The organism is Bacillus sp. NPDC093026 (genome assembly GCF_044754665.1).
GTDB lineage: Bacteria > Bacillota > Bacilli > Bacillales > Bacillaceae > Bacillus > Bacillus maqinnsis.
On the sequence record NZ_JBIVPN010000001.1, the window covers coordinates 163,637 to 187,188 of the forward strand.

The 23,552-nt window shown below is 38.3% G+C and carries 29 protein-coding genes and 1 pseudogene; 9 read left to right on the forward strand and 21 right to left on the reverse strand.

Annotated elements, in window-relative coordinates:
* Positions 1–156 precede the first annotated feature (156 nt).
* Complete coding sequence (locus ACIQCE_RS00810; RefSeq protein ID WP_353855617.1) at positions 157–570, reverse strand: CoA-binding protein; 414 nt, start codon at positions 568–570, stop codon at positions 157–159.
* 155 nt (positions 571–725) lie between these two features.
* Here ACIQCE_RS00810 and plsY point away from each other — a divergent pair, with 155 nt between their 5' ends.
* Both plsY and ACIQCE_RS00820 read left to right on the forward strand, forming a co-directional pair.
* Complete coding sequence (gene plsY, locus ACIQCE_RS00815) at positions 726–1,307, forward strand: glycerol-3-phosphate 1-O-acyltransferase PlsY (protein WP_400493212.1); 582 nt, start codon at positions 726–728, stop codon at positions 1,305–1,307.
* Between the two features lie 126 nt (positions 1,308–1,433).
* Entirely contained in the window at positions 1,434–1,709 is a 276-nt protein-coding gene (locus ACIQCE_RS00820; RefSeq protein WP_400493813.1) for a HesB/YadR/YfhF family protein, read from the forward strand.
* Between the two features lie 36 nt (positions 1,710–1,745).
* Here the strand turns inward: ACIQCE_RS00820 and ACIQCE_RS00825 are convergent, their stop codons facing one another.
* The 7 genes from ACIQCE_RS00825 to acnA all read right to left on the reverse strand — a co-directional run bounded on the left by ACIQCE_RS00825 (position 1,746) and on the right by acnA (position 6,535).
* On the reverse strand, positions 1,746–2,057 hold the full coding sequence (locus tag ACIQCE_RS00825) for a hypothetical protein (protein WP_400493213.1): 312 nt from the start codon (positions 2,055–2,057) through the stop codon (positions 1,746–1,748).
* Between the two features lie 3 nt (positions 2,058–2,060).
* Positions 2,061–2,483 carry an acyl-CoA thioesterase gene (locus tag ACIQCE_RS00830; protein ID WP_400493214.1) on the reverse strand — a complete coding sequence of 141 codons (423 nt, stop codon included), beginning with the start codon at positions 2,481–2,483 and terminating at the stop codon, positions 2,061–2,063.
* 103 nt (positions 2,484–2,586) lie between these two features.
* Positions 2,587–2,829, reverse strand: coding sequence for a small acid-soluble spore protein Tlp (tlp, locus tag ACIQCE_RS00835; RefSeq protein WP_400493215.1), 243 nt, complete (start codon positions 2,827–2,829; stop codon positions 2,587–2,589).
* Positions 2,830–2,843: 14 nt separating this feature from the next.
* Entirely contained in the window at positions 2,844–2,987 is a 144-nt protein-coding gene (locus ACIQCE_RS00840; protein ID WP_008357830.1) for an acid-soluble spore protein N, read from the reverse strand.
* A 51-nt stretch (positions 2,988–3,038) separates the two neighbouring features.
* Positions 3,039–3,164 carry an FbpB family small basic protein gene (locus ACIQCE_RS00845; RefSeq protein WP_353855623.1) on the reverse strand — a complete coding sequence of 42 codons (126 nt, stop codon included), beginning with the start codon at positions 3,162–3,164 and terminating at the stop codon, positions 3,039–3,041.
* A 68-nt stretch (positions 3,165–3,232) separates the two neighbouring features.
* Entirely contained in the window at positions 3,233–3,739 is a 507-nt protein-coding gene (locus tag ACIQCE_RS00850) for a TlpA disulfide reductase family protein (RefSeq protein ID WP_400493216.1), read from the reverse strand.
* Positions 3,740–3,802: 63 nt separating this feature from the next.
* Positions 3,803–6,535: an aconitate hydratase AcnA gene (gene acnA, locus ACIQCE_RS00855; RefSeq protein ID WP_400493217.1), complete on the reverse strand. Its 2,733-nt coding sequence runs from the start codon at positions 6,533–6,535 to the stop codon at positions 3,803–3,805.
* 232 nt (positions 6,536–6,767) lie between these two features.
* On the opposite strand from acnA, the pseudogene sspO reads away from it, so the two are divergent.
* The 4 genes and pseudogenes from sspO to ACIQCE_RS00875 all read left to right on the forward strand — a co-directional run.
* A pseudogene (gene sspO / locus ACIQCE_RS00860) lies at positions 6,768–6,866 on the forward strand (small acid-soluble spore protein O); the annotation flags it as partial.
* Positions 6,867–6,881: 15 nt separating this feature from the next.
* Positions 6,882–7,028 carry a small acid-soluble spore protein P gene (locus ACIQCE_RS00865; RefSeq protein WP_400493218.1) on the forward strand — a complete coding sequence of 49 codons (147 nt, stop codon included), beginning with the start codon at positions 6,882–6,884 and terminating at the stop codon, positions 7,026–7,028.
* Between the two features lie 101 nt (positions 7,029–7,129).
* Positions 7,130–7,531 (forward strand): Hsp20/alpha crystallin family protein, encoded by a 402-nt coding sequence (locus ACIQCE_RS00870; RefSeq protein WP_400493219.1) that lies wholly within the window; start codon positions 7,130–7,132, stop codon positions 7,529–7,531.
* A gap of 258 nt (positions 7,532–7,789) precedes the next feature.
* Positions 7,790–8,218, forward strand: coding sequence for a DUF2621 domain-containing protein (locus tag ACIQCE_RS00875; RefSeq protein WP_400493220.1), 429 nt, complete (start codon positions 7,790–7,792; stop codon positions 8,216–8,218).
* A 21-nt stretch (positions 8,219–8,239) separates the two neighbouring features.
* Here the strand turns inward: ACIQCE_RS00875 and ACIQCE_RS00880 are convergent, their stop codons facing one another.
* Positions 8,240–8,722, reverse strand: coding sequence for a CcdC family protein (locus ACIQCE_RS00880; protein ID WP_353855629.1), 483 nt, complete (start codon positions 8,720–8,722; stop codon positions 8,240–8,242).
* Between the two features lie 94 nt (positions 8,723–8,816).
* Positions 8,817–9,524: a cytochrome c biogenesis protein CcdA gene (locus tag ACIQCE_RS00885; RefSeq protein WP_400493221.1), complete on the reverse strand. Its 708-nt coding sequence runs from the start codon at positions 9,522–9,524 to the stop codon at positions 8,817–8,819.
* A gap of 209 nt (positions 9,525–9,733) precedes the next feature.
* Here ACIQCE_RS00885 and ACIQCE_RS00890 point away from each other — a divergent pair, with 209 nt between their 5' ends.
* Positions 9,734–9,907 carry a Spo0E family sporulation regulatory protein-aspartic acid phosphatase gene (locus ACIQCE_RS00890; RefSeq protein ID WP_400493222.1) on the forward strand — a complete coding sequence of 58 codons (174 nt, stop codon included), beginning with the start codon at positions 9,734–9,736 and terminating at the stop codon, positions 9,905–9,907.
* A 277-nt stretch (positions 9,908–10,184) separates the two neighbouring features.
* Here ACIQCE_RS00890 and ACIQCE_RS00895 read toward each other — a convergent pair whose 3' ends face one another.
* The 6 genes from ACIQCE_RS00895 to yneA form a co-directional block, all read right to left on the reverse strand.
* On the reverse strand, positions 10,185–10,403 hold the full coding sequence (locus ACIQCE_RS00895) for a YneF family protein (protein WP_003212379.1): 219 nt from the start codon (positions 10,401–10,403) through the stop codon (positions 10,185–10,187).
* Positions 10,404–10,487: 84 nt separating this feature from the next.
* Positions 10,488–10,934 (reverse strand): sporulation inhibitor of replication protein SirA, encoded by a 447-nt coding sequence (gene sirA / locus ACIQCE_RS00900; protein ID WP_353855631.1) that lies wholly within the window; start codon positions 10,932–10,934, stop codon positions 10,488–10,490.
* A gap of 199 nt (positions 10,935–11,133) precedes the next feature.
* Positions 11,134–13,137: a transketolase gene (tkt, locus tag ACIQCE_RS00905; RefSeq protein ID WP_400493223.1), complete on the reverse strand. Its 2,004-nt coding sequence runs from the start codon at positions 13,135–13,137 to the stop codon at positions 11,134–11,136.
* A gap of 188 nt (positions 13,138–13,325) precedes the next feature.
* The gene (locus ACIQCE_RS00910) at positions 13,326–13,556 is read right to left on the reverse strand and encodes a DUF896 domain-containing protein (RefSeq protein ID WP_400493224.1); all 231 of its coding nucleotides are present in this window, start codon (positions 13,554–13,556) and stop codon (positions 13,326–13,328) included.
* A gap of 69 nt (positions 13,557–13,625) precedes the next feature.
* Positions 13,626–14,273: a YneB family resolvase-like protein gene (locus ACIQCE_RS00915; RefSeq protein ID WP_400493225.1), complete on the reverse strand. Its 648-nt coding sequence runs from the start codon at positions 14,271–14,273 to the stop codon at positions 13,626–13,628.
* Positions 14,274–14,290: 17 nt separating this feature from the next.
* Positions 14,291–14,602, reverse strand: a complete 312-nt coding sequence (gene yneA, locus ACIQCE_RS00920; RefSeq protein ID WP_400493814.1) for a cell division suppressor protein YneA — start codon at positions 14,600–14,602, stop codon at positions 14,291–14,293.
* A gap of 158 nt (positions 14,603–14,760) precedes the next feature.
* Between yneA and lexA the strand changes: the two genes are divergently transcribed.
* Complete coding sequence (gene lexA, locus ACIQCE_RS00925; RefSeq protein ID WP_353855635.1) at positions 14,761–15,381, forward strand: transcriptional repressor LexA; 621 nt, start codon at positions 14,761–14,763, stop codon at positions 15,379–15,381.
* Between the two features lie 244 nt (positions 15,382–15,625).
* Here lexA and ACIQCE_RS00930 read toward each other — a convergent pair whose 3' ends face one another.
* Positions 15,626–16,075 carry a hypothetical protein gene (locus tag ACIQCE_RS00930; protein WP_400493226.1) on the reverse strand — a complete coding sequence of 150 codons (450 nt, stop codon included), beginning with the start codon at positions 16,073–16,075 and terminating at the stop codon, positions 15,626–15,628.
* A gap of 283 nt (positions 16,076–16,358) precedes the next feature.
* Here ACIQCE_RS00930 and ACIQCE_RS00935 point away from each other — a divergent pair, with 283 nt between their 5' ends.
* Positions 16,359–16,901, forward strand: a complete 543-nt coding sequence (locus tag ACIQCE_RS00935) for an IseA DL-endopeptidase inhibitor family protein (protein WP_400493227.1) — start codon at positions 16,359–16,361, stop codon at positions 16,899–16,901.
* A gap of 491 nt (positions 16,902–17,392) precedes the next feature.
* Here the strand turns inward: ACIQCE_RS00935 and ACIQCE_RS00940 are convergent, their stop codons facing one another.
* The 4 genes from ACIQCE_RS00940 to ACIQCE_RS00955 form a co-directional block, all read right to left on the reverse strand.
* Positions 17,393–20,536: a bifunctional cytochrome P450/NADPH--P450 reductase gene (locus tag ACIQCE_RS00940; RefSeq protein WP_400493228.1), complete on the reverse strand. Its 3,144-nt coding sequence runs from the start codon at positions 20,534–20,536 to the stop codon at positions 17,393–17,395.
* A 21-nt stretch (positions 20,537–20,557) separates the two neighbouring features.
* Positions 20,558–21,136, reverse strand: coding sequence for a TetR/AcrR family transcriptional regulator (locus ACIQCE_RS00945; protein ID WP_353855640.1), 579 nt, complete (start codon positions 21,134–21,136; stop codon positions 20,558–20,560).
* 227 nt (positions 21,137–21,363) lie between these two features.
* The gene (locus ACIQCE_RS00950; RefSeq protein ID WP_400493229.1) at positions 21,364–22,074 is read right to left on the reverse strand and encodes a DUF421 domain-containing protein; all 711 of its coding nucleotides are present in this window, start codon (positions 22,072–22,074) and stop codon (positions 21,364–21,366) included.
* Between the two features lie 550 nt (positions 22,075–22,624).
* Positions 22,625–23,533 carry a DMT family transporter gene (locus ACIQCE_RS00955; protein WP_400493230.1) on the reverse strand — a complete coding sequence of 303 codons (909 nt, stop codon included), beginning with the start codon at positions 23,531–23,533 and terminating at the stop codon, positions 22,625–22,627.
* Positions 23,534–23,552 lie beyond the last annotated feature (19 nt).

The following is a 23,552-nucleotide window of genomic DNA, read 5'->3' on the forward strand; positions in this document are numbered from 1 at the left end:
CAGATGTTCTAATGTTATTTGATCGCTCCTTTTCTCTATGTGCAAGATCAACGGTATGTCCCTGTCGCCTTATTTTATCGCTTTCTTCAAGAATCGCAAATATATTTCTTATACAACAAAGCAAAAATCCTTGAAAAACCAAGGATTTTTGACGAATTAATGAGTTTTTGTCATTGCATGTGCAACCTTGATGCATAAATCCATGATGGCAATCTTTCCATTTTCCTCAATCAGCCTTTTTGCTTCTTCGTGATATATTCCTTGCTGTGCCCAAAAAACGGGTGCATCGATTTCAATAAATTCTTCTGCGACCTGTGGCAAATATTCTGAACGCCTAAAGACATTCACGATATCAACTGGCTCCTTTATTTCTTTTAACGAGGCAACCGCTTTTACACCAAGTGCTTGATCAATCGTTGGATTGACCGGGATGATTTCATAACCAGCATCCTGCATTGCTTTTGAGACCATATAAGAAGTGCGGTGCGGCTGATCTGATAAACCGACAACAGCAATTCGTCTGCTGCTGTTTAAAATACGACCAATTTCATGTTTGTTAGGATAATTCATCCAGTCACTCCTTTTCTTCTATTTTAGCGAATTTTCTTCTTAAAAACAAAGCTGAAATCATTGCCTTGTATTTTTTCAAAAAAAGATCCCCATGTTTTTCTTAAGAACATGTTAAAATGTAAGACAAGAGGGAGAAATATAAAGGAGTAATGCAGATGTTAATTGCTTTGATGTTTATTTTGGCTTATCTTCTCGGCAGTATTCCATCCGGTCTCATTGTCGGGAAAGCTGCAAAGGGAATTGATATCCGAGAACATGGCAGCGGGAACTTAGGTGCAACGAATGCATTTCGTACACTTGGGGTGAAAGCAGGCTCTATCGTCATTACAGCCGATATTTTAAAGGGCACACTTGCTTCAGCATTACCGTTTTTCATGCATCTAGATATCCATCCCTTATTAGCAGGAGTGACTGCTGTCCTTGGTCACAGCTTTCCTGTATTTGCAAAATTTAAAGGAGGAAAAGCAGTTGCTACGTCAGGCGGCGTGTTGCTATTTTATGCCCCAGTTCTATTTATTACGATGATCGCTGCTTTTTTCTTATTTTTATACATGACTAAATATGTTTCGTTATCATCTATCCTGACTGGGATTTATACATTCATTTACAGTATTTTCACTAAAGATCTGTTCTTAATTATTGTTGTTGCCGTTCTTGCTGGCTTTGTAATCTACAGACACATCGCCAACCTCAAGCGAATTATCAATAAAACTGAACCGAAAATTAAATGGCTCTAAGCCGTTTGAATGGCATGAATACGTGGTACAACTACAGGAAAAGGAAAAGGAAAAGCTGTTTTTTGCATCCTGCATTTTTGGAAAACGGCATCACTTCAAAAAGGGGCGATCACATTGAAATTAACGATGAAAGATGATGCACTGAAATGGTACAAAGATGAGCTAAATTTAGAAAAAGGTGATCATGTTCGCTTTTTTGTGAGATATGGCGGTTGCAGTAATGTACAAAAAGGCTTTTCTCTTGGCGTTGCAAAAGATGAACCTCAAAATGCCGGCGCAGTTTTTGAAATAGAAGGCATCACTTTCTTTATTGAGGAAAGTGATATTTGGTATTTTGACAACCATGATCTGCATATTGATTACAACGAGTCAGTAAAAGAACCAGAGTTTCATTATGAATAACAAAAGATACCTCATCCCTCGGGTATCTTTTTTGTTTTATACGTCTATATGCAGTCCATACGCCTGAATGTGTCCTAAGGAACGCTCTTTTTTCAGTATTCTTATTTGAACATCTCCAATAAGATCAAAGTGAGGGTAGCCATCTCGGACATGAATCCATTCTTTTTTTAATCCATGCCTTTCTCCCCACTCAATTAATTGCTTCATATCCTGACAGGCCGCCTTTGTCACAGTATTAGCATTTGGAAAACGGTCATCTAGCCAATAATGCGTAAGAAAGGCGATTTCACCCCTTTGAACAGCCGATTTCCATGCGTTCAAGTCTTTTCGTTTTATACCAAATGCCATGAATTAAGCCTGCTTCTTCGACTGTTCGTATACTTTATGCCATGCCGGAAATGCTTTTCTGAATTGAATAGGTCTAAAAGTTTCTTTATCAACACAAATATGGGAGGTTATACCTGTGATGGCCGTTTGTCCATCAGGTTTTTGAATTTCATAGCCATACACGATTTTCACGCCATTGTACTCTTCAATCCACGTATGTACTGTAGCTGTTTCACCATAGAGCAATGGTTTTTTATATTGAACCTGAAGATCTATCACAGGTGCAAGCACACCATCTGCCTCTAGTTGTGCATAAGAAAATCCAAGTTCTTTAATCAACGCTGTTCTGCCGACTTCCATCCAGACTAAGTAATTGGCATGATAGACGATACCCATTTGATCTGTTTCTGCGTACCGGACTTCTATTTCTTTTTTAGATACATACACGTTTTCATCGCTCTCCTATCGAAACGTAAGTTCTCTGCCATTTTACCACACTCCAAAAAATTCTTCTAAAAAGAGGCAATAAAATAAACCAGGAATTCCTGGTTTATTCAGTAAAGCCATGTTTCCTTGCCGCCTCTTCTTCCTTTATCTCATTACGCATTGCTTCAATACTTGCTTGGCGGTTTTCATTTTTTTGCTTAATTATCTTTTGGTCTTCTTCTGTTGAAAAAGCCATGGCTGCTTCAGATTCATCAATATTTTTGAGACTGTTCTCGATCATATCTTGCAGCTTCTCAACATTGTCAGAACGGTCATCTGGATGAGATTTATATGATGTATCACTCATTTCTATTCCTCCTGTTATTCCCCTTTTGTTTGTATCACATCAGGCTGTTCATTCGATTTATTATGCATCTTTTTGCCTTTATTGCGCTTATACGCCACTGGTTTTGTCCCTAAATGGTCCGGTGTAAATTGTGCCTGTTTATCATGCTCTCTACCCATCATTCACCCCTCCTCTATTTTAGGATGAACGAAATGAGGCAAACTTATCACTTATTTCTGTCTAAAACGTTCTTCCAACTTTTCTTCAAGCTGGTTTAAAAATTCCTTATTGCTTAGTAATTCTTTTTTATTTTCAAGCACTAGCTCTTCAAATGTACGTCTCTTTCTTCTTTTCATACCGCTCACCTCCATTGTTTTAATTACATCTTTGCCAAAAAATTTAGAAAATAAGCAACAGAGCTGAGTCATGACAGACCCAGCTCTGCTTTTATTTCTTTTTTTGACAGCATTTGATGCTTCACAGACATGATACGTCCTTTTTCATCTAATATGTATGTTGTTGGATACGATAGCACCTGATACCTCGCTTGAATGCCTTTTTGGTCCAGTAAAATAGGAAAGCTCAGTTTTAATTCATCTCTGAATGCTGCGACATGTTCCACACTCTTTTCAGTCGTGGTCAAATTCACCGCTAGTACTTCGATTTGATCATTCTCACTTCTGATCGCATCTAGATCTGGCATTTCCGTTCTGCATGGTTTACACCATGTGGCCCAAAAATTGATAAGTACCTTTTTCCCGCGATAATCAGACAACGATACTGTTTTACCATCAAGTGTCTCTAATTCAAAATCAGGGGCTTGATCCCCTTTTTCCAGACCAATTGCTGGCTCTTTCTCTCCAAATAAATTCCACGCAAGTAAACCAATCAACACAAGTAAAACAGCGCTTGCCATCACTTTTTTCCACATGATTGATCCTCCACTATTTTAAAAAAGAAGAGAAAGCTTTCGAGTGCCTTCTCTTCTTTCGTTTCATGATTTGTTTGCCAATTTTTCGCGCAGTACCATTTGAAGGATACCACCATGGCGATAGTAGTCGATTTCTACTTCACTGTCAAAGCGTACAATGACTTCAAAAGTTTTTACATTGCCATCTGCATCAATTGCTCTCACAGTGACCAAATCACGCGGACGAACTGTTTCGTCCACATCTACTTCAAATGTTTCCGTTCCTGTTAGTCCGTAAGTGTCTGCACTTTCCCCATCTTTAAACTGTAAAGGAAGTACACCCATGAACACAAGGTTACTTCTATGAATACGTTCAAAGCTTTCAGCAAGAACAAATTTAATACCGAGAAGTTTTGTTCCTTTTGCAGCCCAGTCACGTGAAGAACCCATTCCATAATCTTTACCTGCTAGGATCGCTAGACCCGTTCCATCTTCTTTGTAACGCATGCATGCATCATAGATTGATGTCACTTCACCAGTTGGCCAATAAGTTGTATATCCGCCCTCAGTTCCTGGTGCAATTTGGTTCTTGATACGGATGTTTGCAAATGTACCTCTCATCATGACATGATGGTTGCCACGGCGAGATCCGTATGAGTTAAAGTCTCTAGGCGAAACGCCTCTTTCTTGCAAGTATTTCCCTGCAGGTGTATCCTTACCAATTGCTCCAGCAGGAGAAATATGGTCAGTTGTCACAGAATCGCCGAACTTAGCAACGACGCGCAAGCCTTTAAGCGGTTCAACTTTACCAGGCTCAACGGATAGGTTTTCAAAGAATGGCGGATTCGCAATATATGTTGAGTCTTCATCCCATTTATAGAGAGCATCATCTGTTGTTTTAATTTCATTCCAACGCTCATTGCTGTCAAAAACAGTTTCATATTCTGAACGGAAAAGTTCAGGTGTAACTGTGCTCTTCACCACACTGTTGATTTCATCCATTGTCGGCCAAATGTCATTGAAATACACATTTTCACCGTTTTTATCAACACCGATAGGGTCTTTCGTTAAATCAATATCAACTGTACCAGCAAGTGCATAAGCCACAACTAATGGTGGAGATGCTAGGTAGTTACCTTTGACAAGCGGATGGATACGACCTTCAAAGTTACGGTTTCCTGATAAAACAGACGTGATAAGCAGATCATTTTCTGCCACAGCCTCTTCGATTTCTTTTTCAAGTGGACCAGAGTTCCCAATACATGTCGTACAGCCATAACCTACAATATTAAAACCGAGATTTTTCAGATATGGAAGAAGGCCTGAATTCTTAAGATATCCTGTGACGACCTTAGAACCTGGCGCAAGTGATGTTTTCACGTAATTTGGCACTTTCATGCCAAGTTCACTTGCTTTTTTCGCAACAAGACCTGCACCGACTAACACGTATGGGTTAGACGTATTTGTACAGCTAGTGATTGCTGCAATCGCAATTGCTCCCGTCTTCATGACAGCTTTTTCACCGTTTTGAAGATTGAACTCGATTTGTTTATCTAACTCTGATTTGTCTAAACCAAACCCTTGGTTACCTGCTGGACTGACAAGTTGTTTATGGAATGTATCTTTCATTTTAGAAAGTGGAATCAAATCCTGTGGACGTTTTGGTCCAGACAAGTTTGACTCAATTTTAGAAAGGTCAATTTCCACGATGTCAGTAAAAATTGGTTCTTCCGCATCTGGTGTATAGAATAGTCCGTTTGCGCGCGAATATTCTTCAACGATATTAATTTGCTCTTCATCACGACCAGTTAGACGCAGGTATGCAAGTGCTTCAGCATCTACCGGGAAGAAACCGCAAGTAGCACCATATTCAGGAGCCATGTTTGCAATTGTTGCACGATCAGCTAATGGCAACTGTGCTACACCTGGTCCAAAGAATTCAACAAACTTGTTTACTACACCTTTTTCACGCAATACTTGTGTTACTTTTAGCGCTAAGTCAGTTGCTGTTGTTCCATTTGGAAGTTCGCCGACTAGTTTTGCACCAATTACTTCAGGCACTGGGAAGTAAGAAGGCTGACCGAGCATACCAGCTTCAGCTTCAATACCGCCAACGCCCCAGCCAAGAACGCCAATACCGTTGATCATTGTTGTATGAGAGTCAGTCCCAACCAGTGTGTCTGGGTATGTGATGATCTCACCATCTTCTTCAACCGCATGAACAACACTTGCAAGATACTCTAAGTTAACTTGGTGAACAATACCTGTTGCAGGCGGAACAGCTTGATAGTTATTAAACGCTTTCTTTGCCCAGCTAAGGAAGTTATAACGCTCTGCATTACGTTCAAATTCCAAATCCATGTTAAAGTTTAATGCGTCTTCAGTTCCAGCTTTATCGACTTGTACAGAGTGGTCAATGACAAGGTCAACTGGAATTTCAGGGTTAATTTTATCTGGATCTCCACCGACATCAGCCATTGCTTTTCTTAAAGAAGCAAGGTCAACGACGGCTGGTACACCCGTGAAATCTTGTAAAATAACACGTGATGGTTTAAATGGAACATCAATATCTTTTACCTCGGCAGTTCCCCATTTTGCCAAGTTTTCAACGTGCTCCTTTTTGATCACTTTACCGTCTACTTGGCGAAGCACTGATTCTAACAGCACCTTAATGGAATAAGGCAATTTAGAAACATTTCCAATTCCTTGTTTTTCAAGTGCTTCTAACGAATAATAGTGATAAGTCTTCCCATTTGTCGAAAACGTTTTTCTAGATTGAAAAGCGTCTTGTTTAGCGACTTGCTGCTGTTTCGACATGTCCAAAATCCCCCTTTTGATGATCAAGATCAATTCAATTCTCAGAAAAATCGTCGTATTTCACCACAATTTTCTCACAATTTCATCTTAAAACAATTTCATACATAAGTAAATAACAATGCTTTTATTAAATTCAATAAGTTTATCTTATCATAAGGAATATGAATACTCTCTTCATAAACCAAGGTGCTCAGGATCATACTACAAGTAAGGAGATAATAATGACAAAACGAAAAGCCAAGGAAAAGGTGCAGGTTCTATCGAAAATGATCAGCTCGTTTTAACAGAAGAACAAAGGCAAAACAATAAAAAACGTAAAAAAAATCAATAGGAAAGGAGTATCATCTTGACAAATAAAAAACCAGGTAAAGACATCCGTCAAAACTCCCCAAAGGAGCATCATAGCGGGCAGCCAGAACCATTATCTGGCAGTAAAAAAGTAAAAAATCGTAACCACTCAAGACAAAAGCATAACACGCATCATGATATGTAAACATTTCTCCTCATCCCATTACCAAGCGGAATGTTTTAGGTCTTTCACACATTTCAGTTGTCATCATATGATTGAATATGAGATGTGATGGAGGAGTGTTTATGGATAATAAAAAGCAATCGAATTCCTCTGATTTTATTGAGATAGATGATTGGCTCAATTTATTAATGGACGATCCATTTGCTTGGTATGATGAACAGCTTCCAATTGATCTTTATGAAACAAGCTGTGAATATATTATTGAAATGGATTTATCTTCCTTGTCAATCAATAAATTAAAGCTGACTTTTGCTGGTCATGAACTCATTTTAGCCTATGCTGCTCATCAGACAAATAACGAGGAGGAACATCTCATCGAAAAGAGCATGATGCTCCCCTTTTACTTGAATGATAAAGAAATTGACACAGATTATGAAAACCAGATTTTTTCGATCAAAATTAAAAAATATACTGTTCAACAAGAAGGCATATTTTCCTTTCAAATGACTCACTTCAATCAATAAAAGCCCACCTTAATTGCGGTGGGCTCTTTCCCGTACGTTTCAAGTCAATACCTTGCGAACTACCATGGCCAAATAGTAGAGTCGCTATATGATAACGTATTCTTTTTCTATTGAATTGTTTGGGTTATTCTAGTAAATGGGCATCTATCAAGGAAAAAGAGGCGTTTATAGCAAAGACCTTTATACATTTTTGTTATTTTCTTCTATCATCTATTCATGTAAAATAAGATAGAGATAAGGGGTATAAGGAGTGAGAACATGCTAAGCGGCTGGTTTTTGTGGTTTATTTTATTTTGGGGTACCATCATGATTGGATTACTAGCAGTCGGTGGCTTTTTTATGTTTCGCAAATTTTTAAAACGATTGCCAAAAGAAGACGGTAAATCAGAGCTTGATTGGCAGGATGAATATATTCAAAAGAGCCTTCATTTATGGCGAGATGAGGACAAACAGCTTTTAAATGAACTAGTATTACCCGTTCCAGAGCTATTTAGGGATGTCGCTAAAGAAAAAATCGCTGGAAAAATTGGAGAACTAGCATTAAAAGAACAGGCTGCCAGCATTAACTTAGATTTAATCATTAGAGGGTATATTATGGCTACACCAAAACGCGATCATAAGTTTTTGCTGAAATGTCTTCAAGAGAAAAACATCGATTATACACCTTATAAATCTTTATTAAAATAACCTCCTTATTTAAAAGGAGGTTTAATTCACTTGAATCTGTTGTGGATCTAATTTTTTAGACAGCTTTCTGAAGGATAAATACATTGCCACCCGCCACGGTACAATCATACCAAAGGCAAGTATCCAAAACATCCCGCTTAATGAACCATAATCAATTGAAGAGCTTAGTATCGTTTTCATGCCGATACGAAGAATGAGAAGTCCAATCAAGATGAAAACGAATGCTTTTGACCGCTTCAAGTAAATTTCATTGTCTCTAATTTCAAATTTTGATGTTTTAATTAAAAAGATCGAGAAAAACATCCCCACTGTAATCGCCTCAAGAAATTCAGCCCCAGTCACGCGAAACATAGGAACAAAAAACATAAGTGCGCCAGTGCTCATAAAAATAGGAGGTAATATAATTTTTTTCGCAGTTGCAGGTTTTGCAGATGATTTAATGCGAATAAACATCACAACCACAGCCATACATACCGCAATGATAGAAGAGATCACGATCATCATATCTAATCATTCCTTTATTCTTTAAGGTCAGCCTATGTATAATATACTCCAATTGATGAAAAAAAACCATTCGCAGCCATTGCAGAAAACGATCTCAAAAGCCTGTAAATCCACCAAACAAAGTCGAGAACATAATGATGATCCATGTAAGAAGGTCAAAAAACAGTAAAATTCCCACCACAATCATCATCATACCGCCAATTCTCATGATAAGCTGCTGACGCTTTCTCATCCAAGCCAGCTTCGTGATGAAAAATGATAGAACAAAAAACGGAATGGCAAAGCCTAATACATAAGCGATCATATACGTAACAGCAGACTGTGGATGGTTACTGGCAAGGGTAATGACCGCAGATAAAATGGGACCTGTGCAAGGTGTCCATCCAGCAGCAAATCCCATCCCTATGAGAATCGAACCAAAAAACCCGGCAGGACGATTTTGGAAATGCAACCTTTTCTCCCCCATAAGAAAAGAAGGCTGGAACACACCAAGAATCATAAAACCAAAGAAAATAATCAAAATGGCGCCAATTTGACGAATCGCCTGATGATATTCAATAAAAAACGAACCGACGAACGAAGTCCCAAAGCCAATTGCAATAAAAATAATAGAGAAACCAATCAAAAAGAAAAGTGTATGAAGCAAACTCCTTCTTCTCAACATGACCCTTTCTGACTTCAATTCATCTATACTCACACCAGTGATATATGATAAAAAGGCTGGATAGAGCGGCAGGCAGCACGGTGAAATAAAAGAAAGAAAGCCTGCTCCAAAAGCTAAAAAATAATTAAGATCTGACAAAAGAACCCCCTCCTTCTTACACTATACAATAAGAGATGACAAAATCATTTCATTTTTTTTACATCATCTCAATATAGATGGTTTATTCTATTAAAACCTTATATAATTTAATTTGTCATCGAGATTATGAATCCTTTAAATTTGAAAATAAACCTTATAATGGATATAATAGAACCGATTCTTTTTATCAAGATTTGCATGAAAGGAACATGACTTTGGTAAAAACATCATTATTGACTCAAATCGAAGAAAAAAGAGAAGAGCTGTTAAAAGTTGTCTTGCATAATGGGATGACCTCTACAGTGACCATTGAACATAGCCAGCAGCTAGATCATCTCCTTTTACAATATCAACGACACTTACATTCAAACTCAACCAATTAATTATATCTTATGATATAAACCTTGCATGGATTTTTAGAAAAATTGATATGTATGACAATAAACGAAACAAAAGCCCCTAAATCGGGGTTTTTTGTTTTACCGCTTCTATTCATCTTGAGCCTAGATATATCTCCATAATAAAAACCACCTTCCCTGCTTTCATTCATGCAAGTTCAGTGGTTTTAAGCTGCTGATGAAGGTGACTTAAATAAAGTCCAGACAAAGCTTGTCCATCCAATATTACCATGTTCCATCTATGATCATAATATCGTACATATTATTTCGCTTGGTTGTTCATGGCTTTCATCATTTGATTGATTTTCTTTTGGGACGGTTTCATGCCCATTTGCATCATCATCATTCGAAGCATTTGTTCATTAATTGGTGGATTCTTTTTTAAGTAGCTCATCATATACTTACGAGCAATAAAGAATCCGAGTGCAACTCCTGCAAGCAGTGCAACAACGCCTACAAGGATGACAACCCATAAATCCATAATTCTTCCTCCTTCATGTTGTCTCGTATAAAGTGTACTAAACAAAAGGCTATTATACAACATTTCACGTTCAAATTTATTTTTTTAAACAAAATTCCTCACTTTTACAGGATTCAGCCACCCATGCTTCTTTGATCCAAAATCCATTGCTAGGAAGCATGGACTAATTTTTCTTAGTACCTCAAAAAACACAGTTTCCGCCTCATAACTACCTGTAGCGGACATTTGTATATAACGATCTTTTAAAATGAAAGCAGCTGTTCCTTTCCCATCTGGTAATGAGGCACTGTAAATAGAACCAATTTGGGTATAGTGAATGTCGGTTAAATTATTCATCAATCGTTGGTGCATATGAAAAGCAGGGATTCGTTTCGTCACATAATCCACTTGCTTCACAAGCAACACTAATTCGTCTTCACTGCGATTTGTCCAGTGCAACGACTCAAACAAATGAAACAGGATGGACTCTCTACCAAAATAATGATTGGCGAATTCCTCCTCAATCCAATAAATATAATAATGACGTTCCATGTCTATCCCTTCCTTTCACATTTCGTCAATCTCGTTTATTGCTTGTATTATACAAAAATGTGAAAGAAAGAATTGTCTATATATGAAGCAAGAAGAAACTAGTTTTGTCAAAAAAGCAAGAAAAAAGAAAAAAGTTTGCAGAGCTTATGTAAATTACTCTGCAAACATAGGGCAAAAAAGCATGATACTTGAATATCTATTATTTATTGAGCTTTGCTTTTACACGGCTCACGACATTGCTCACAGTAAATCCGTATTTCTCCATAATCGTTTCACCTGGAGCAGAAGCGCCAAATTTGTCAATCGCAATAACATCACCGTCAAGACCAGTATAACGTTCCCAGCCTAGTGAAGCACCCATTTCAATGGCAATTCTTGCTCTAACGGCTGTAGGAAGAACAGACTCTTTATACGCATCAGATTGTTGATCGAAACGATCCCATGAAGGAAGGCTGACAACTGAAACGCGGATGCCCTCTTTTTCAAGCGCCTTTTGCGCTTCAATCGCTAAACCTACTTCAGATCCTGAAGCAAGTAGAAGCGCTTCTGGTTGTGCATCAGCTGCTTCAACCACCACGTATCCACCTTTTTTGACACCCTCGTATGCTTTTTCTGGTGCTTGATCAATCGTTGGAAGATTTTGACGCGTAAGTACTAGAGCTGTCGGTTTATCCGTTGATGATACAGCAAGTTTCCACGCTGCAGCTGTTTCATTTCCATCTGCAGGACGAATCACAGAAAGGTTTGGCATCGCACGAAGTGAAGCAAGCTGCTCAACGGGCTCATGCGTTGGACCATCTTCTCCGACTGCAATACTATCGTGAGTAAATACATATGTGACAGGAAGTCCCATTAATGCTGCTAGACGAATAGCTGGTCTTAAGTAATCAGAGAAGACAAAGAACGTACCGCCGAATACACGAAGTCCGCCGTGAAGTGCCATACCGTTTAAGGCTGCACCCATTGCAAATTCTCTGACACCAAACCAAATATTTCTTCCAGCATAGTTATCTTTGCTGAAGTCGTCAGTATTTTTAATGGTTGTCTTATTTGATCCAGCTAGATCAGCAGAACCGCCAATAAAGAAAGGTACTTGCTTCGCAATGCCATTTAATACTTCACCAGAAGATGCACGAGAGGCAAGGCTTGAACCTGCTTCATAAACAGGAATTTCTTGATCCCAGTTTTCAGGCAATTTCCCTTCAATCGCAAGCTTTAGCTGAGCAGCTAGCTCTGGATATTCTTTTTCATATGCCTCAAATAATTCGTTCCACGCTGCTTCTTTTTTCTGACCAGCTTCTTTTACTACTGTCTGGAAATGTTCGTACACTTCAGAAGGTACATGGAAATCTTCTTCAAATGTCCAAGAATAAGCTTCCTTCGTTAGCTTCGCTTCCTCACTACCAAGCGGTGCACCATGAACTCCTGACGTTCCAGCGCGGTTTGGAGATCCGAAACCGATTGTCGTTTTCACTTCAATCAATGTAGGTTTGTCCGTACTTTGTTTTGCTTTTTCAATGGCTGCTGTAATCTCTTCAATGTTGTTTCCATCTTTCACGTAGAGGACTTCCCAATTCATTGCTTCAAATCGGTTCTTCACATTTTCAGAGAATGAACGATCTAAATTCCCATCTAAGGAAATATCGTTTGAATCATATAGTACAATCAAACGACCCAAGCCTAAATGACCAGCAAGAGAAGCAGCTTCAGAGGAAATCCCCTCCATTAAGTCACCGTCTCCACAAATGCTGTATGTATAGTGGTCCACAACGTTAAAGTGATCTTTGTTATAGGTTTCAGCAAGGTGTCTTTCTGCAAGTGCCATTCCGACAGCCATTGCAATCCCTTGTCCTAATGGGCCTGTTGTTGCATCTACACCTTCAGTATGTCCATATTCAGGATGACCAGGTGTTTTGCTTCCCCATTGACGGAATTGTTTTAGATCATCAATGCTAAGGTTGTATCCGCTTAAATGAAGCATGCTATATAGCAGCATAGAACCATGGCCAGCAGATAATACAAAACGGTCTCTATTAAACCAATTCGGGTTTTGCGGACTTACGTTTAAGTGGTTTGTCCATAAAGCATAAGCCATAGGAGCAGCACCCATCGGCATTCCAGGGTGACCAGAATTCGCTTTTTCAATTGCGTCTATGGAGAGAGTGCGTATTGTTGCAATAGATTTCATTTCAATCGTTTCCATATAAATCCCCTTCCGTATCTTGTGTACACCATTATCATAAATCTACTGCCCTTTTTTCACAACTATTTCACGTTGAAAAATGAAGGAAATTGTCACAATTAGTTTATCGATCACTTAAAAACTTATACAAATATAAAAAGATGAGAATGTTTTTCTCATCTTATCAAAAAACAAGAAATCATTGCCTATTAATGGAGATTCTGATTTCTTTCTTTTTTTAATTTTTCAGGTGTGACATCGTTTCCTTCTGGGTCAACGATTTTCACGGTTTTGAGTGTATTTTTCATAGAAGAACGAAAAGCTTTTAAATATTCTTCTCTTAATTGCTTTTGTTCTGTTTTTTCATCTTCTGATAAACCGGTCTCTTTCGACTTTTTTGAAAGCTCATTAATCCTTGCAAGCTGTTCTTTAGAAATCATATTAAACTCCTTTAAAACATTTTCTCTACATACTACTAAATATCTTTCTTTTTTACAACAAAACACACTTTAAGTTGAAAGACCCTTTTCATATTCTTGATACCTTCGATGCACCGTTGCCTTTGAAATATCAAAACCGAGCCCTTGAAGAGTGGCGGCAATTTCGGCGAAAGTCATTTTATTTTTTCTTAATCGAACAATTTCTGATATCGGAACTTCAATACGTTCACGCCCAGGCGCTTGTTCGCGGTGTTTCAAATTAAGCGCGGGTTGGTATCCGCGTTCAACAGCTCTTTTCATTCCCCGCTTAATTTTCAGGTTATGAATTTTTCGTTGATATTCTTCAACAATTCCTACAATTTCAATGACCATTTCATCCGCTTCTGAAAGCTCAAGTTCTCCTCTATGCAAGGCGCTATATACCTTTACTTTCTCTTTAAATAGACAATGAAGAAGCGCAATTTTTGCTTGTCCTCTTCCTAGGCGTGTCTCATCTTGAATTAAAACGGCATCTATTGACTGCTCTTTAATCGTTGCAAGCATATCAAAAACACCATCACGGTCTAGATCATATCCGCTTGCTTTCTCTTTAATGACTTTGACGACATTCATTTGATGCATAGCAGCTAACGCTAGAAGTTCTTCTTCTTGTCTCATGAGTGAGGTTTCTTGTTCTTCTTTAACGGTACTCACTCTCGCATAAATCAGTGCGTTCATGTCTTCAATCGACCTTTCTATTGTACTGTTGCAAGTTCGTATACGGCAGGATGCTCTTTTTTGACAGGTATCACAAGGATTTCTCCTGGCTGAATGTCAGTTGAAGCAAGATTGTTGTGTTCAGTTACCCAGTCAATAAACGCATTTTTATCGATTGATTTGCTGTCGTTTACTTGATCGGCAATGCCCCAAAGAGTATCACCTGATTGAACTTCTATTTTAACATATTGATTTGTATCATTATGGCTTGTGACTGCAATAAGTGAGAGAAATATGCCCACGATAAACGAGAATAGCCCAACAAAAATAATAGATTCTTTTAAACTCATCATTTCATCTCTCCTAACAGAATGTGCGTTCGCTCTGATTGTCACTTATTATAGATGCGAACAAACGTTTCTGTCAATCGTTTTTTCGAACCTATGTTTGTACTGTTAGGAAAAACATGCTATAATTTCTTTAAAATTGACGTTTTGAGGTGCAAAAGATGACGAAGCTATCAAAAAGACAACTCGATATCCTGAAATTCATCAAAGAAGAAGTAAAAAGCAAGGGTTATCCTCCATCTGTTCGCGAGATAGGTGAAGCTGTCGGTCTAGCATCTAGTTCAACGGTCCATGGACATTTAGCTAGATTAGAAACAAAAGGTTTCATTAGAAGAGATCCTACTAAACCTAGAGCAATTGAAGTACTAGATGAAGAGGAAATGAATATTCCAAAGAGTGCTGTAATGAATGTTCCTATTATCGGAAAAGTAACAGCGGGCCTGCCCATCACTGCTGTTGAGAATGTAGAAGAATACTTTCCTCTTCCTGAGACATTTGCAGCTCCAGATGAACAAGTATTTATGCTTGAAATTATGGGAGAAAGTATGATTGATGCTGGGATTTTAGACAAGGACTATGTCATTGTGCGCCAGCAAAGTACAGCCAATAATGGAGACATTGTAGTAGCCATGACAGAAGAAGATGAAGCAACTGTCAAACGCTTTTACAAAGAAGACACGCACTTTAGATTACAACCAGAGAACCCGTCTATGGAACCAATTATATTACAGAATGTCAGAATACTAGGAAAAGTAATTGGAGTATTTAGAAATATTCATTAAAAAAAGCCGGCATTTCATTGAACTGACTTAGTCATCTGAGACAAGAATAAAACACCTTTTTAGGCTACCAAAACATCGAATTCTATCGGTGTATGGTAGCCTCATTTGTTTGGATCCGTTCTTCATTGTGATATCTCATTAAACGTGTCTACACGTTTATTCACTTCGCCAAAGGTGTTTTATAGAGATTCATAAATGTAGGTCAGTCTAATTAACTGTTGATGAGAACTGGCTTTTTCTTTTTTTATGAACAAGAATAAGCGAGAATACTTGAGCTAGGGAAAGAACCAAATGTAAAGTTCGGCCATATAAAACCAGTTGTACGACCAAATGGCTGTGAAGAAAGAACATACATTAAAAACACCTGACCATTTCGAAGGAACACAATGGTCCATCGTCTATTACATCCAGCAGCAAATTGAACCGTTTGCTGCCCACCGCTTACACTTTGTTGTGAAATGAGTGGCTGCATACTTTGAGGCTGTGAGACCGCTTGTTGATACTGCGCAAGAATATTCTGTGAGGGAGCTGGCGGAGGTGACTGTCCTCCCAGACCTTGCCCTGCACCAATACCTCCTCCTCCAATTGGTAAGACAGGAAACCCTCCTACTTGAGGTATGGGTAACGAAGGCAACCCAAGAACCTGTCTGTCAGATGCGTATCCATTCCATAAACTGTGATACGGATTATACATTCTTAACACCACTTTCTTAGACATTCATCACGACAGTATATGTGATAAACCAAAAGCGTGCTAATGGTCAAAACAAAAATCTTTTCAAAAGATGTTTTATTCTACTTTAGAACGGTTAAATACGAAGTAAGAATAAAAAATGAAAACTTTCTCTCTTTCTTATACGTTATATAGATAGAAAGAAAAATGAAAAAAACATTTAGATTTAATACTTGTCATATCACTGTAATTATTGTAACATTTGTAACATAAGAAGTTTTCATTCGAAAAGGAGGCAACCGCCTTGAAAAAATTATTTGTCTTTTTAACTGCTGTTATGCTGATGATCTCTTTACAAACAACTACACTGGCCGCTTCCAAAAAACCAGCCGATTTGACGAATAAAGAAGCGTTACATATTGCACTTAATGCAAGGGAACACTTTTGGAGTGCTATGTCAGGTTACAAAATCACTGAACATCCGGACTATACATTAAAAACATTTACTTATAAAGGCATGACTTACAACTACCTTTCTAAAACATTTGATACAAAGAAAAAACTAAACAGCTACTTATCACAAGTTTTCACCAAAAAAGCCATCACTCACGGTTTAAGTGACTATCAGTTCATTGTTCATCAAGGTAAAATGGCTGTTCCAGTCGGTGATGGTGACAACTTGCTAAACTGGGATAAAGCAACTCCTAAACTTGTATCTAAGAAAAACACAATTCGCACATATGAATTCACAGTACCGACTCTTGATGGACGCAAAGTAAAACGCACTGTTACTTATGAAAAAGTACAAAAACACTGGAAAGTAACAAAGATTGATGCTGTGATATAAAAAGCAGACCTTCTAAGAGGTCTGTTTTTTTTATATTGGTGAGCGATAAAGTACGAAATTCATAAAAAGGATGTTCAAACTGAACAGTTATTTGAACGCTTTTAATTCATGAAATCGTCGTTCAATACCAATTAAATGATGTGATGATATGAGAGCGAAGATTTGATGAGCAATCTAATAAATCAATGTCTAAATGCTACTTTTTGTGCACACTGTATGGAGTTGCGGTAACTGCTGTGAGTGCCGCAAATAATTACGTCTCGCCAGTTTGATGTTCTTTCAAGTAAACGAGTAGAAGATATCACCTTTCCGTCAGATGTCACCCTGTCATAATCAGACGTAGATGTGACGTGTGCAAATGAAATGAGAGAATTACAAAATATGTCATTTTTAAATTAGGTGTTTTGCATCTTTTCACCAGTCAATTATTTCACTATGAAACCATCAAAAAAACCGTCACACTTCTCAATTGACGGTTTTTCCCCTTCTTGTTAGCTCCATACATCTTTTACATATCTATATTCATTCGTAAGAGATGTCAGCCAATTTTCAGCTTCTTCTTTTGAACACTGCTTCACAGTTTGGTAAATCTCTATAATCGTGTTTTCTACATCAGGAGCCATGACTTTTCCATCCCCGCAAATGTACATATATCCACCTTGATCAAGTAAATGAATGAGCATTTCTCCATCTTCTTTGATCAAATCCTGAACATACACTTTATGGTCCTCGTAACGAGAGTAAGCCCGGTGGATGCTGACAGCTCCTTTTTGTTCTGCGAGCTGCAGTTCTTCATCATACAGAGCATCTTCATTTGGGTGGCGGCAGCCAAAGTATAGATGTGCTTCACCTAGTTGTTTTCCTTCATTTAGCAATTGTTCTCTTGCCTGAATAAACCCTCTAAATGGCGCAACTCCTGTTCCTGGTCCGATCATGATCATAGGAATTTCTGGTGCAGGCGGTAAATGGAAGCCTGCCTGCGCCGCATGCAGGAAGCAAGCTACTTCTTCCCCTTCTTTTACTCCACATAAATAGTTTGATGCCACTCCAGCAAATTCCCCTCGGCCACTCCAAGCATCACCTTTAACAACTGCTACTGTGATACTGACTAATTGTTCGTCTACCTTTGGTGAGCTAGAAATTGAATAATAACGAGGTTTCAACCCTGGTAAAAGTGACAAGAAATGCACAAATGGCAGTTCACATGCTTCATATTGTTCTAATAAATCAAGCATTGTCACTCGTTTCTTTAAAACTTCTTCTTGATAAAATTCTCCAGCCATCTGCTCTAGCTCAATACGATGAGGTGGACATACCGTATGTTTTGCGAGTTCTCTTAGTTGCGTACGTGTCGCCGGCTCTTGAAGCTCTACATGTGATGCTAGTAAATCACTGATTTGAATCGCCTGATCTAGTGGTAAATGACTCATCTCTTTTTCAGATGACAGCTTAATGTGCTGTGCCGGTTCTAACTTAAATCGTTTGATCACACGATGCACTAGCGCATCACTATTTTTAGGCAATATACCGATGTGATCCCCTTCCTTATATTGTTTACCTCGAGGTAATTTCAGTTCAATATGCCGTGTTTGACGCGGGCTTTTTTCAGATTGCAACTCTTCATTTTTTAACACAACAGCTGAAAAAGCACCATACGATTTGGCTACAGGGCGTTCCAATAGTTCATTCGTATATGCAAATGAAAGATTTGGCTTTTCTTGGCTTTTCTCTTGCAAAGTCAATGCAAATTCTCTAGCAAGCTCTTCAAATACGACTTGTTGAAATTTTTCTTTATCCTCATCCATATCGCCGCCTGCATCGCCCTCTCCTACGTCAACAAGGCGCTTAGCTCCCTTTCTATTCAGTGCTTCATCAATAAGACGAGGAATGCGCTGATACGTGCTCGCCCAATTTCGATCTCCACATCCAAAGACTGCAAATGTCACTTTTGACAGATCTCGCTCTTGATCCTGCGTGACCCATTCTACAAATTGCTTTGCATGGTCAGGTGGCAACCCGTTATAAGAAGCAGTAACGATTAGAACTGCTCCTTCCTCTGGTAATTGCCCTACATAATCATCAAGTGGGGCAATCGTCACATCAAACCCTTTTGCTTTACCATCATCAGCAAATTCATTGGCTATTTGCTGGGCTGTACCAAGATTCGATCCGTATAAAACCAAAAGAGGCGTTCCGTGACTAGGTACTGTCGCTTTAGCTGATGCAGAGCTTTTTTTCGGTGCCTCTTTTGGAAGCGTCAAAAAGAACTGCTGCTTTCTTGGCCGCACTTTGATTTTAAAATCATTTGGTTTAATTGTAAGCGATTCTTTTATTTTAAGCTCATATGACGTGTGATCAATTAACTCAAGATGATGCAGAACCATTGCCAATACGATGGTGGCCTCATGAAGCGCAAATTGCATACCAATACATGCACGCTGACCGTTCCCAAATGGTTTATATGCATGCTGTGGAATCTCTTCAGGATGCATAAAACGTTCTGGTTTAAATTCTTCGGCATCCTCTCCCCACACCGTTTGATCACGATGCAATTTTGGAATCAATACTGTGACACTTTGATTTTTTTCAATCGGATATTTCCCTCCGATGACTGTGTCCTCTTTTGCATAAAGCGAGAAGGAGGGCGCGGTTGGCCAAAGGCGAAGTGCCTCATTTAAAACCATGCGGATATAGCTTAGTTTTTGCACCTGCTTGAAGGTTGGCAATTCACCTTGTAGCACTTCATCAGCTTCTTGAACTGCTTTTTTTAATTTTTCTGGATTCTTTAATAAGAAATAAATCGCAAAAGATAACAAGCCGCTTGTTGTTTCATGACCAGCGATTAAGAATGTAATGATCTGGTAACGGATATTTTCATCTGACAGTCTTTCACCTGTTTCAGGATCTTTTGCATGCAGCATGAGAGATAGCAAATCATCTCCAGTTTCATCTTGCTTTTTCCGTTCATGAATAATGTCATCTACTAGCTGCTTCATAAAATCGACATTTTGCTCAAATTCTTTTTTTCTTTTGATCATCATCTTATCTACAATTGGCAATCGGCTAGACTGATCCATCGCTTCGTTTAAGCCTGTTAACATACTTTCTATAAATGGATGCTGCTTTTCTTTGTAAAAGCTGTTAAATCGAAAATCAAAGCCGCATAGTCCAATTGTATCAAGAGTGAGCTTTGTCATATCCTCTGTTACTTCAATTTCCTCATCACGACCTGATCTTTGCCATTTTTGCACAAGTTGAGTGGCAATATCCAGCATCATATGATGATAGCCCTTCATGGCCTGCTGGCTAAAGGCTGGCATCAAGATTTGATGGGCTTTTTTCCAGTTTGGCTCATCTGTCCAGCTAGTAAACAATCCATCTCCTGCAAATGCTCGCGCTTTGTTGAGACTGATCCCGATGTATTTATCGAAGCGGCTCTCATCACACACTTCGCTGACAAGTTCATGGTTTGAAACAAAAATACTTGTTTGTCCGGTAAATTCAAATTGGAAGATCGGCCCTAATTCATCTGCCAAACGCCAAAAGGTTTGAGAAAGCTCTCCTTTTTTTAATAGAGGAATATTTTTTAAAGGTCCGTATGTTTTTGGTTTTGGAATGATTGATGTTTGATGCATGCTCCCACTCCCTTTCATGATTTAAGATTCAACGCTGATTGCGCGCCATAAACATTGCTCAACTTCCTCTATAAATTCAATGGTTGGTTCTATTTCCTCAGCTAGTATTTGTTTATGCAGTTGCACAAAAGCGCCAAATACAATGGATAAAATCGTTCTACCGGAAAGATTCGGATGTATACCATTCTTTCGTCCTTCCTCGAAGATGAGAAATAGTTCATTTAACAAATTCTGCATTTTCTCTTTACTTTTCTCATCTAAGAAATGTGACCGTTTATCAATTTCTAAGAAATAAAGGCCACTTGGATTCTCCTTCGTAAACCGAACCAAACAATAAAATACATGTTTAAAGTAACCTCTTATATTTGATTGTGGATCTGGACTGTTTGTTTTCATTTTTTCAATAAATGCGGAGAGACTTCGTTGATACAAAATATTGACGAGTGCTTCTTTACTATCAAAATAACGATAAATGGTTCCTGCACCGACGTTTGCTTTTTTTGAAATCATCGGCATAGTTGTTCCATCAAAGCCCCGTTCAATAAATAATTCAAGAGATGCCTTCATAATTTGCTCTTGTTTATCCGTAACTGTAGTCATTTCATCCTCCTCTTGTCTCTAGGAATGAACGTTCATTCCGAATGTTACATATTATATTAATATTTTAAATTCTTCTATTTATACTTAAACATACTTATTTTTTTTCGTCACTACATTTTCTGAAAATAATAATAATTGAGAAATGATGCCTAGTCATGATGCATCCAAAGGACTTATAAATCTTGACATGATGGTTACATGCGGTGTCCTGAGCCCTATATGACTTTTCACTCCTGATCTATTGGGGAATGAATGTTGTCATTGTACGTATCAATGTATAAGCTCCCATTACTTGCACGGACAGCATATACGATTTCTTTCAAGGTTAATTGCCTTTTTTTCAGTTCATCATAAACCCAGTTTTCTGTTAATTGATTTTCATAGATGTTTTTCAAAATGAGCTTGCCATCCATAATGATCTCAATAGGCATATATTGCTCTGCCTTCATAAACAAGTTGAGGTCTTTTCTTACAACGTTTTCATGTGAAGGATACTTTTTCACTGACATATGTCCATCTGTTTCGATCATCGCAAATTCAACTTCACTTATATCAAATACGTCTTTTTCTCTAAGTTGCTGATTTAAATAATCAAGCGTATACCTCATACTTTTCATATTATCTTCAAGAATTTTGCCATTTTGAATAACAAGTGTTGGCTTTCCAGCCATAAACCCTCTAATTTTCCGGCTTCTTAAAGCAATTATAGAAATCATATAAATAATGAGTACAAGAGTCACAAAAGAAACACTTGTATGATGAAGCGGAAGGGTTGTATTAAACGCAAGGTTCGCCGCAATCGAGCCTAAGCTGATCGCCGCAATAAAATCAAAAATGTTCATTTGTGCAATGGTCTGTTTTCCAAGAAGACGTGCGCCGCCGAATAAAATACCAAAAGCAAAAATCGTCCGAAGAATCACTTCTATATGATCAGGCATTTGTGTATCCACCTTTCAATTCCATGAAAAAGAGCCTTTTCTTTTTAAAAAAAACGCTCTTTTTAGACTGTGCATTTATTTAATGATTATTCAGTGTAGCTTTACTTTGCTCAAATTGTGTTCTCACCTCGATAATTAGACTAATCCTTGGCTTTTGTCAAAGAAGTTCTGCAAAAAATCTTGCTGCTCCAATGTTTGCAAAGCCTGCATATGTTTTTACGAGGAAGACTTTATGATCATGCTTGTTTGTGATCTCCACTCCCTTGACACTGCGGCGGCTACGTCAACAGCCAGATCTTGATCAGTAGATCATGAAACGGCTCTAAGCCTTGCTTTTATGTTCATATTGAATAAAAATAAATCTCAATCTGTTAATTGAGAATTGGGGAAACTATATTTCAAGTATTTTCTTTATTAATGATCGCATTTATCATCACACTTCACAGTGATTCTCTGGATGAGAGTAACACGAGATGAATTGAAAAAAATCGAGGCAAGATTAAACCAAGTGATTGACAAAAATAACTTAAAAGAGTAAACAATCCGGTATTTAGCCGGATTTTTTGGTTTTCATTACTCTTCCTTGACGCTGCTGCATCAAGAAGAAGAAGACACCTAAAAGAACAAGAAGACCGCCTAACATTTGCATGAATGTCACTTTTTCGCCGAGAAGCAGTACAGCAAGAATCGTTGCCCCAACTGGTTCCCCAAGAATACTCATCGAAATGGTGGTGGCATTGACATATGTTAGCAGCCAATTGTTAATGACATGAGACATGGTTGGGATAATGGCGAGTAATAAAAAGATCCCCCATTCTTTCCCTGAATATCCTGTAAAACGAGTGTGTTGAAGTACGTTAAAGAAAAGCAAAAAAAGACCGGCAAAACCAAATACACAAAAACTATATATCCAATGAGATATTTTTCTCACAGCCTGCTGACCAATTAATAAGTAACACACGACCGCAATGACACTTAAAAAAGACAAAAGATCACCTAAAATCGCCTCGCGGCTATGCCCGATATCGCCCCATCCAATCATCAGTGCACCAAGAATTGCTACACACATAGTGAAAACAGTTGACATCGTTGTTCGTTCACGAAAAATGAGGTATCCGCCTAACAGTGAAACCATTGGCTGAAGGGCAATAATAATAGTCGAGCTTGCTACTGTGGTGAGCTTCAGCGAACCAAACCATAACACGAAATGAAGCCCTAAAAAAAAGCCAGACAAACATAAAAAGAACCAGTCTTTCCGTTTCATCGACTGAAACTCTTTTTTTCTCAAGAGAATAAATGGAAACATCAATGCAGCCGCAAATACCATGCGATACATACTTAAAATAGAAGCAGGTGCATTTGACCATTTGACAATAATAGCAGAAAACGAGATAGCAATAATTGAGATGACAAGCGGCACGACAATTGATTTCTTTGGAGCAGTTGTATTTATTTCCATCAGCAGCGTCCTTTACATC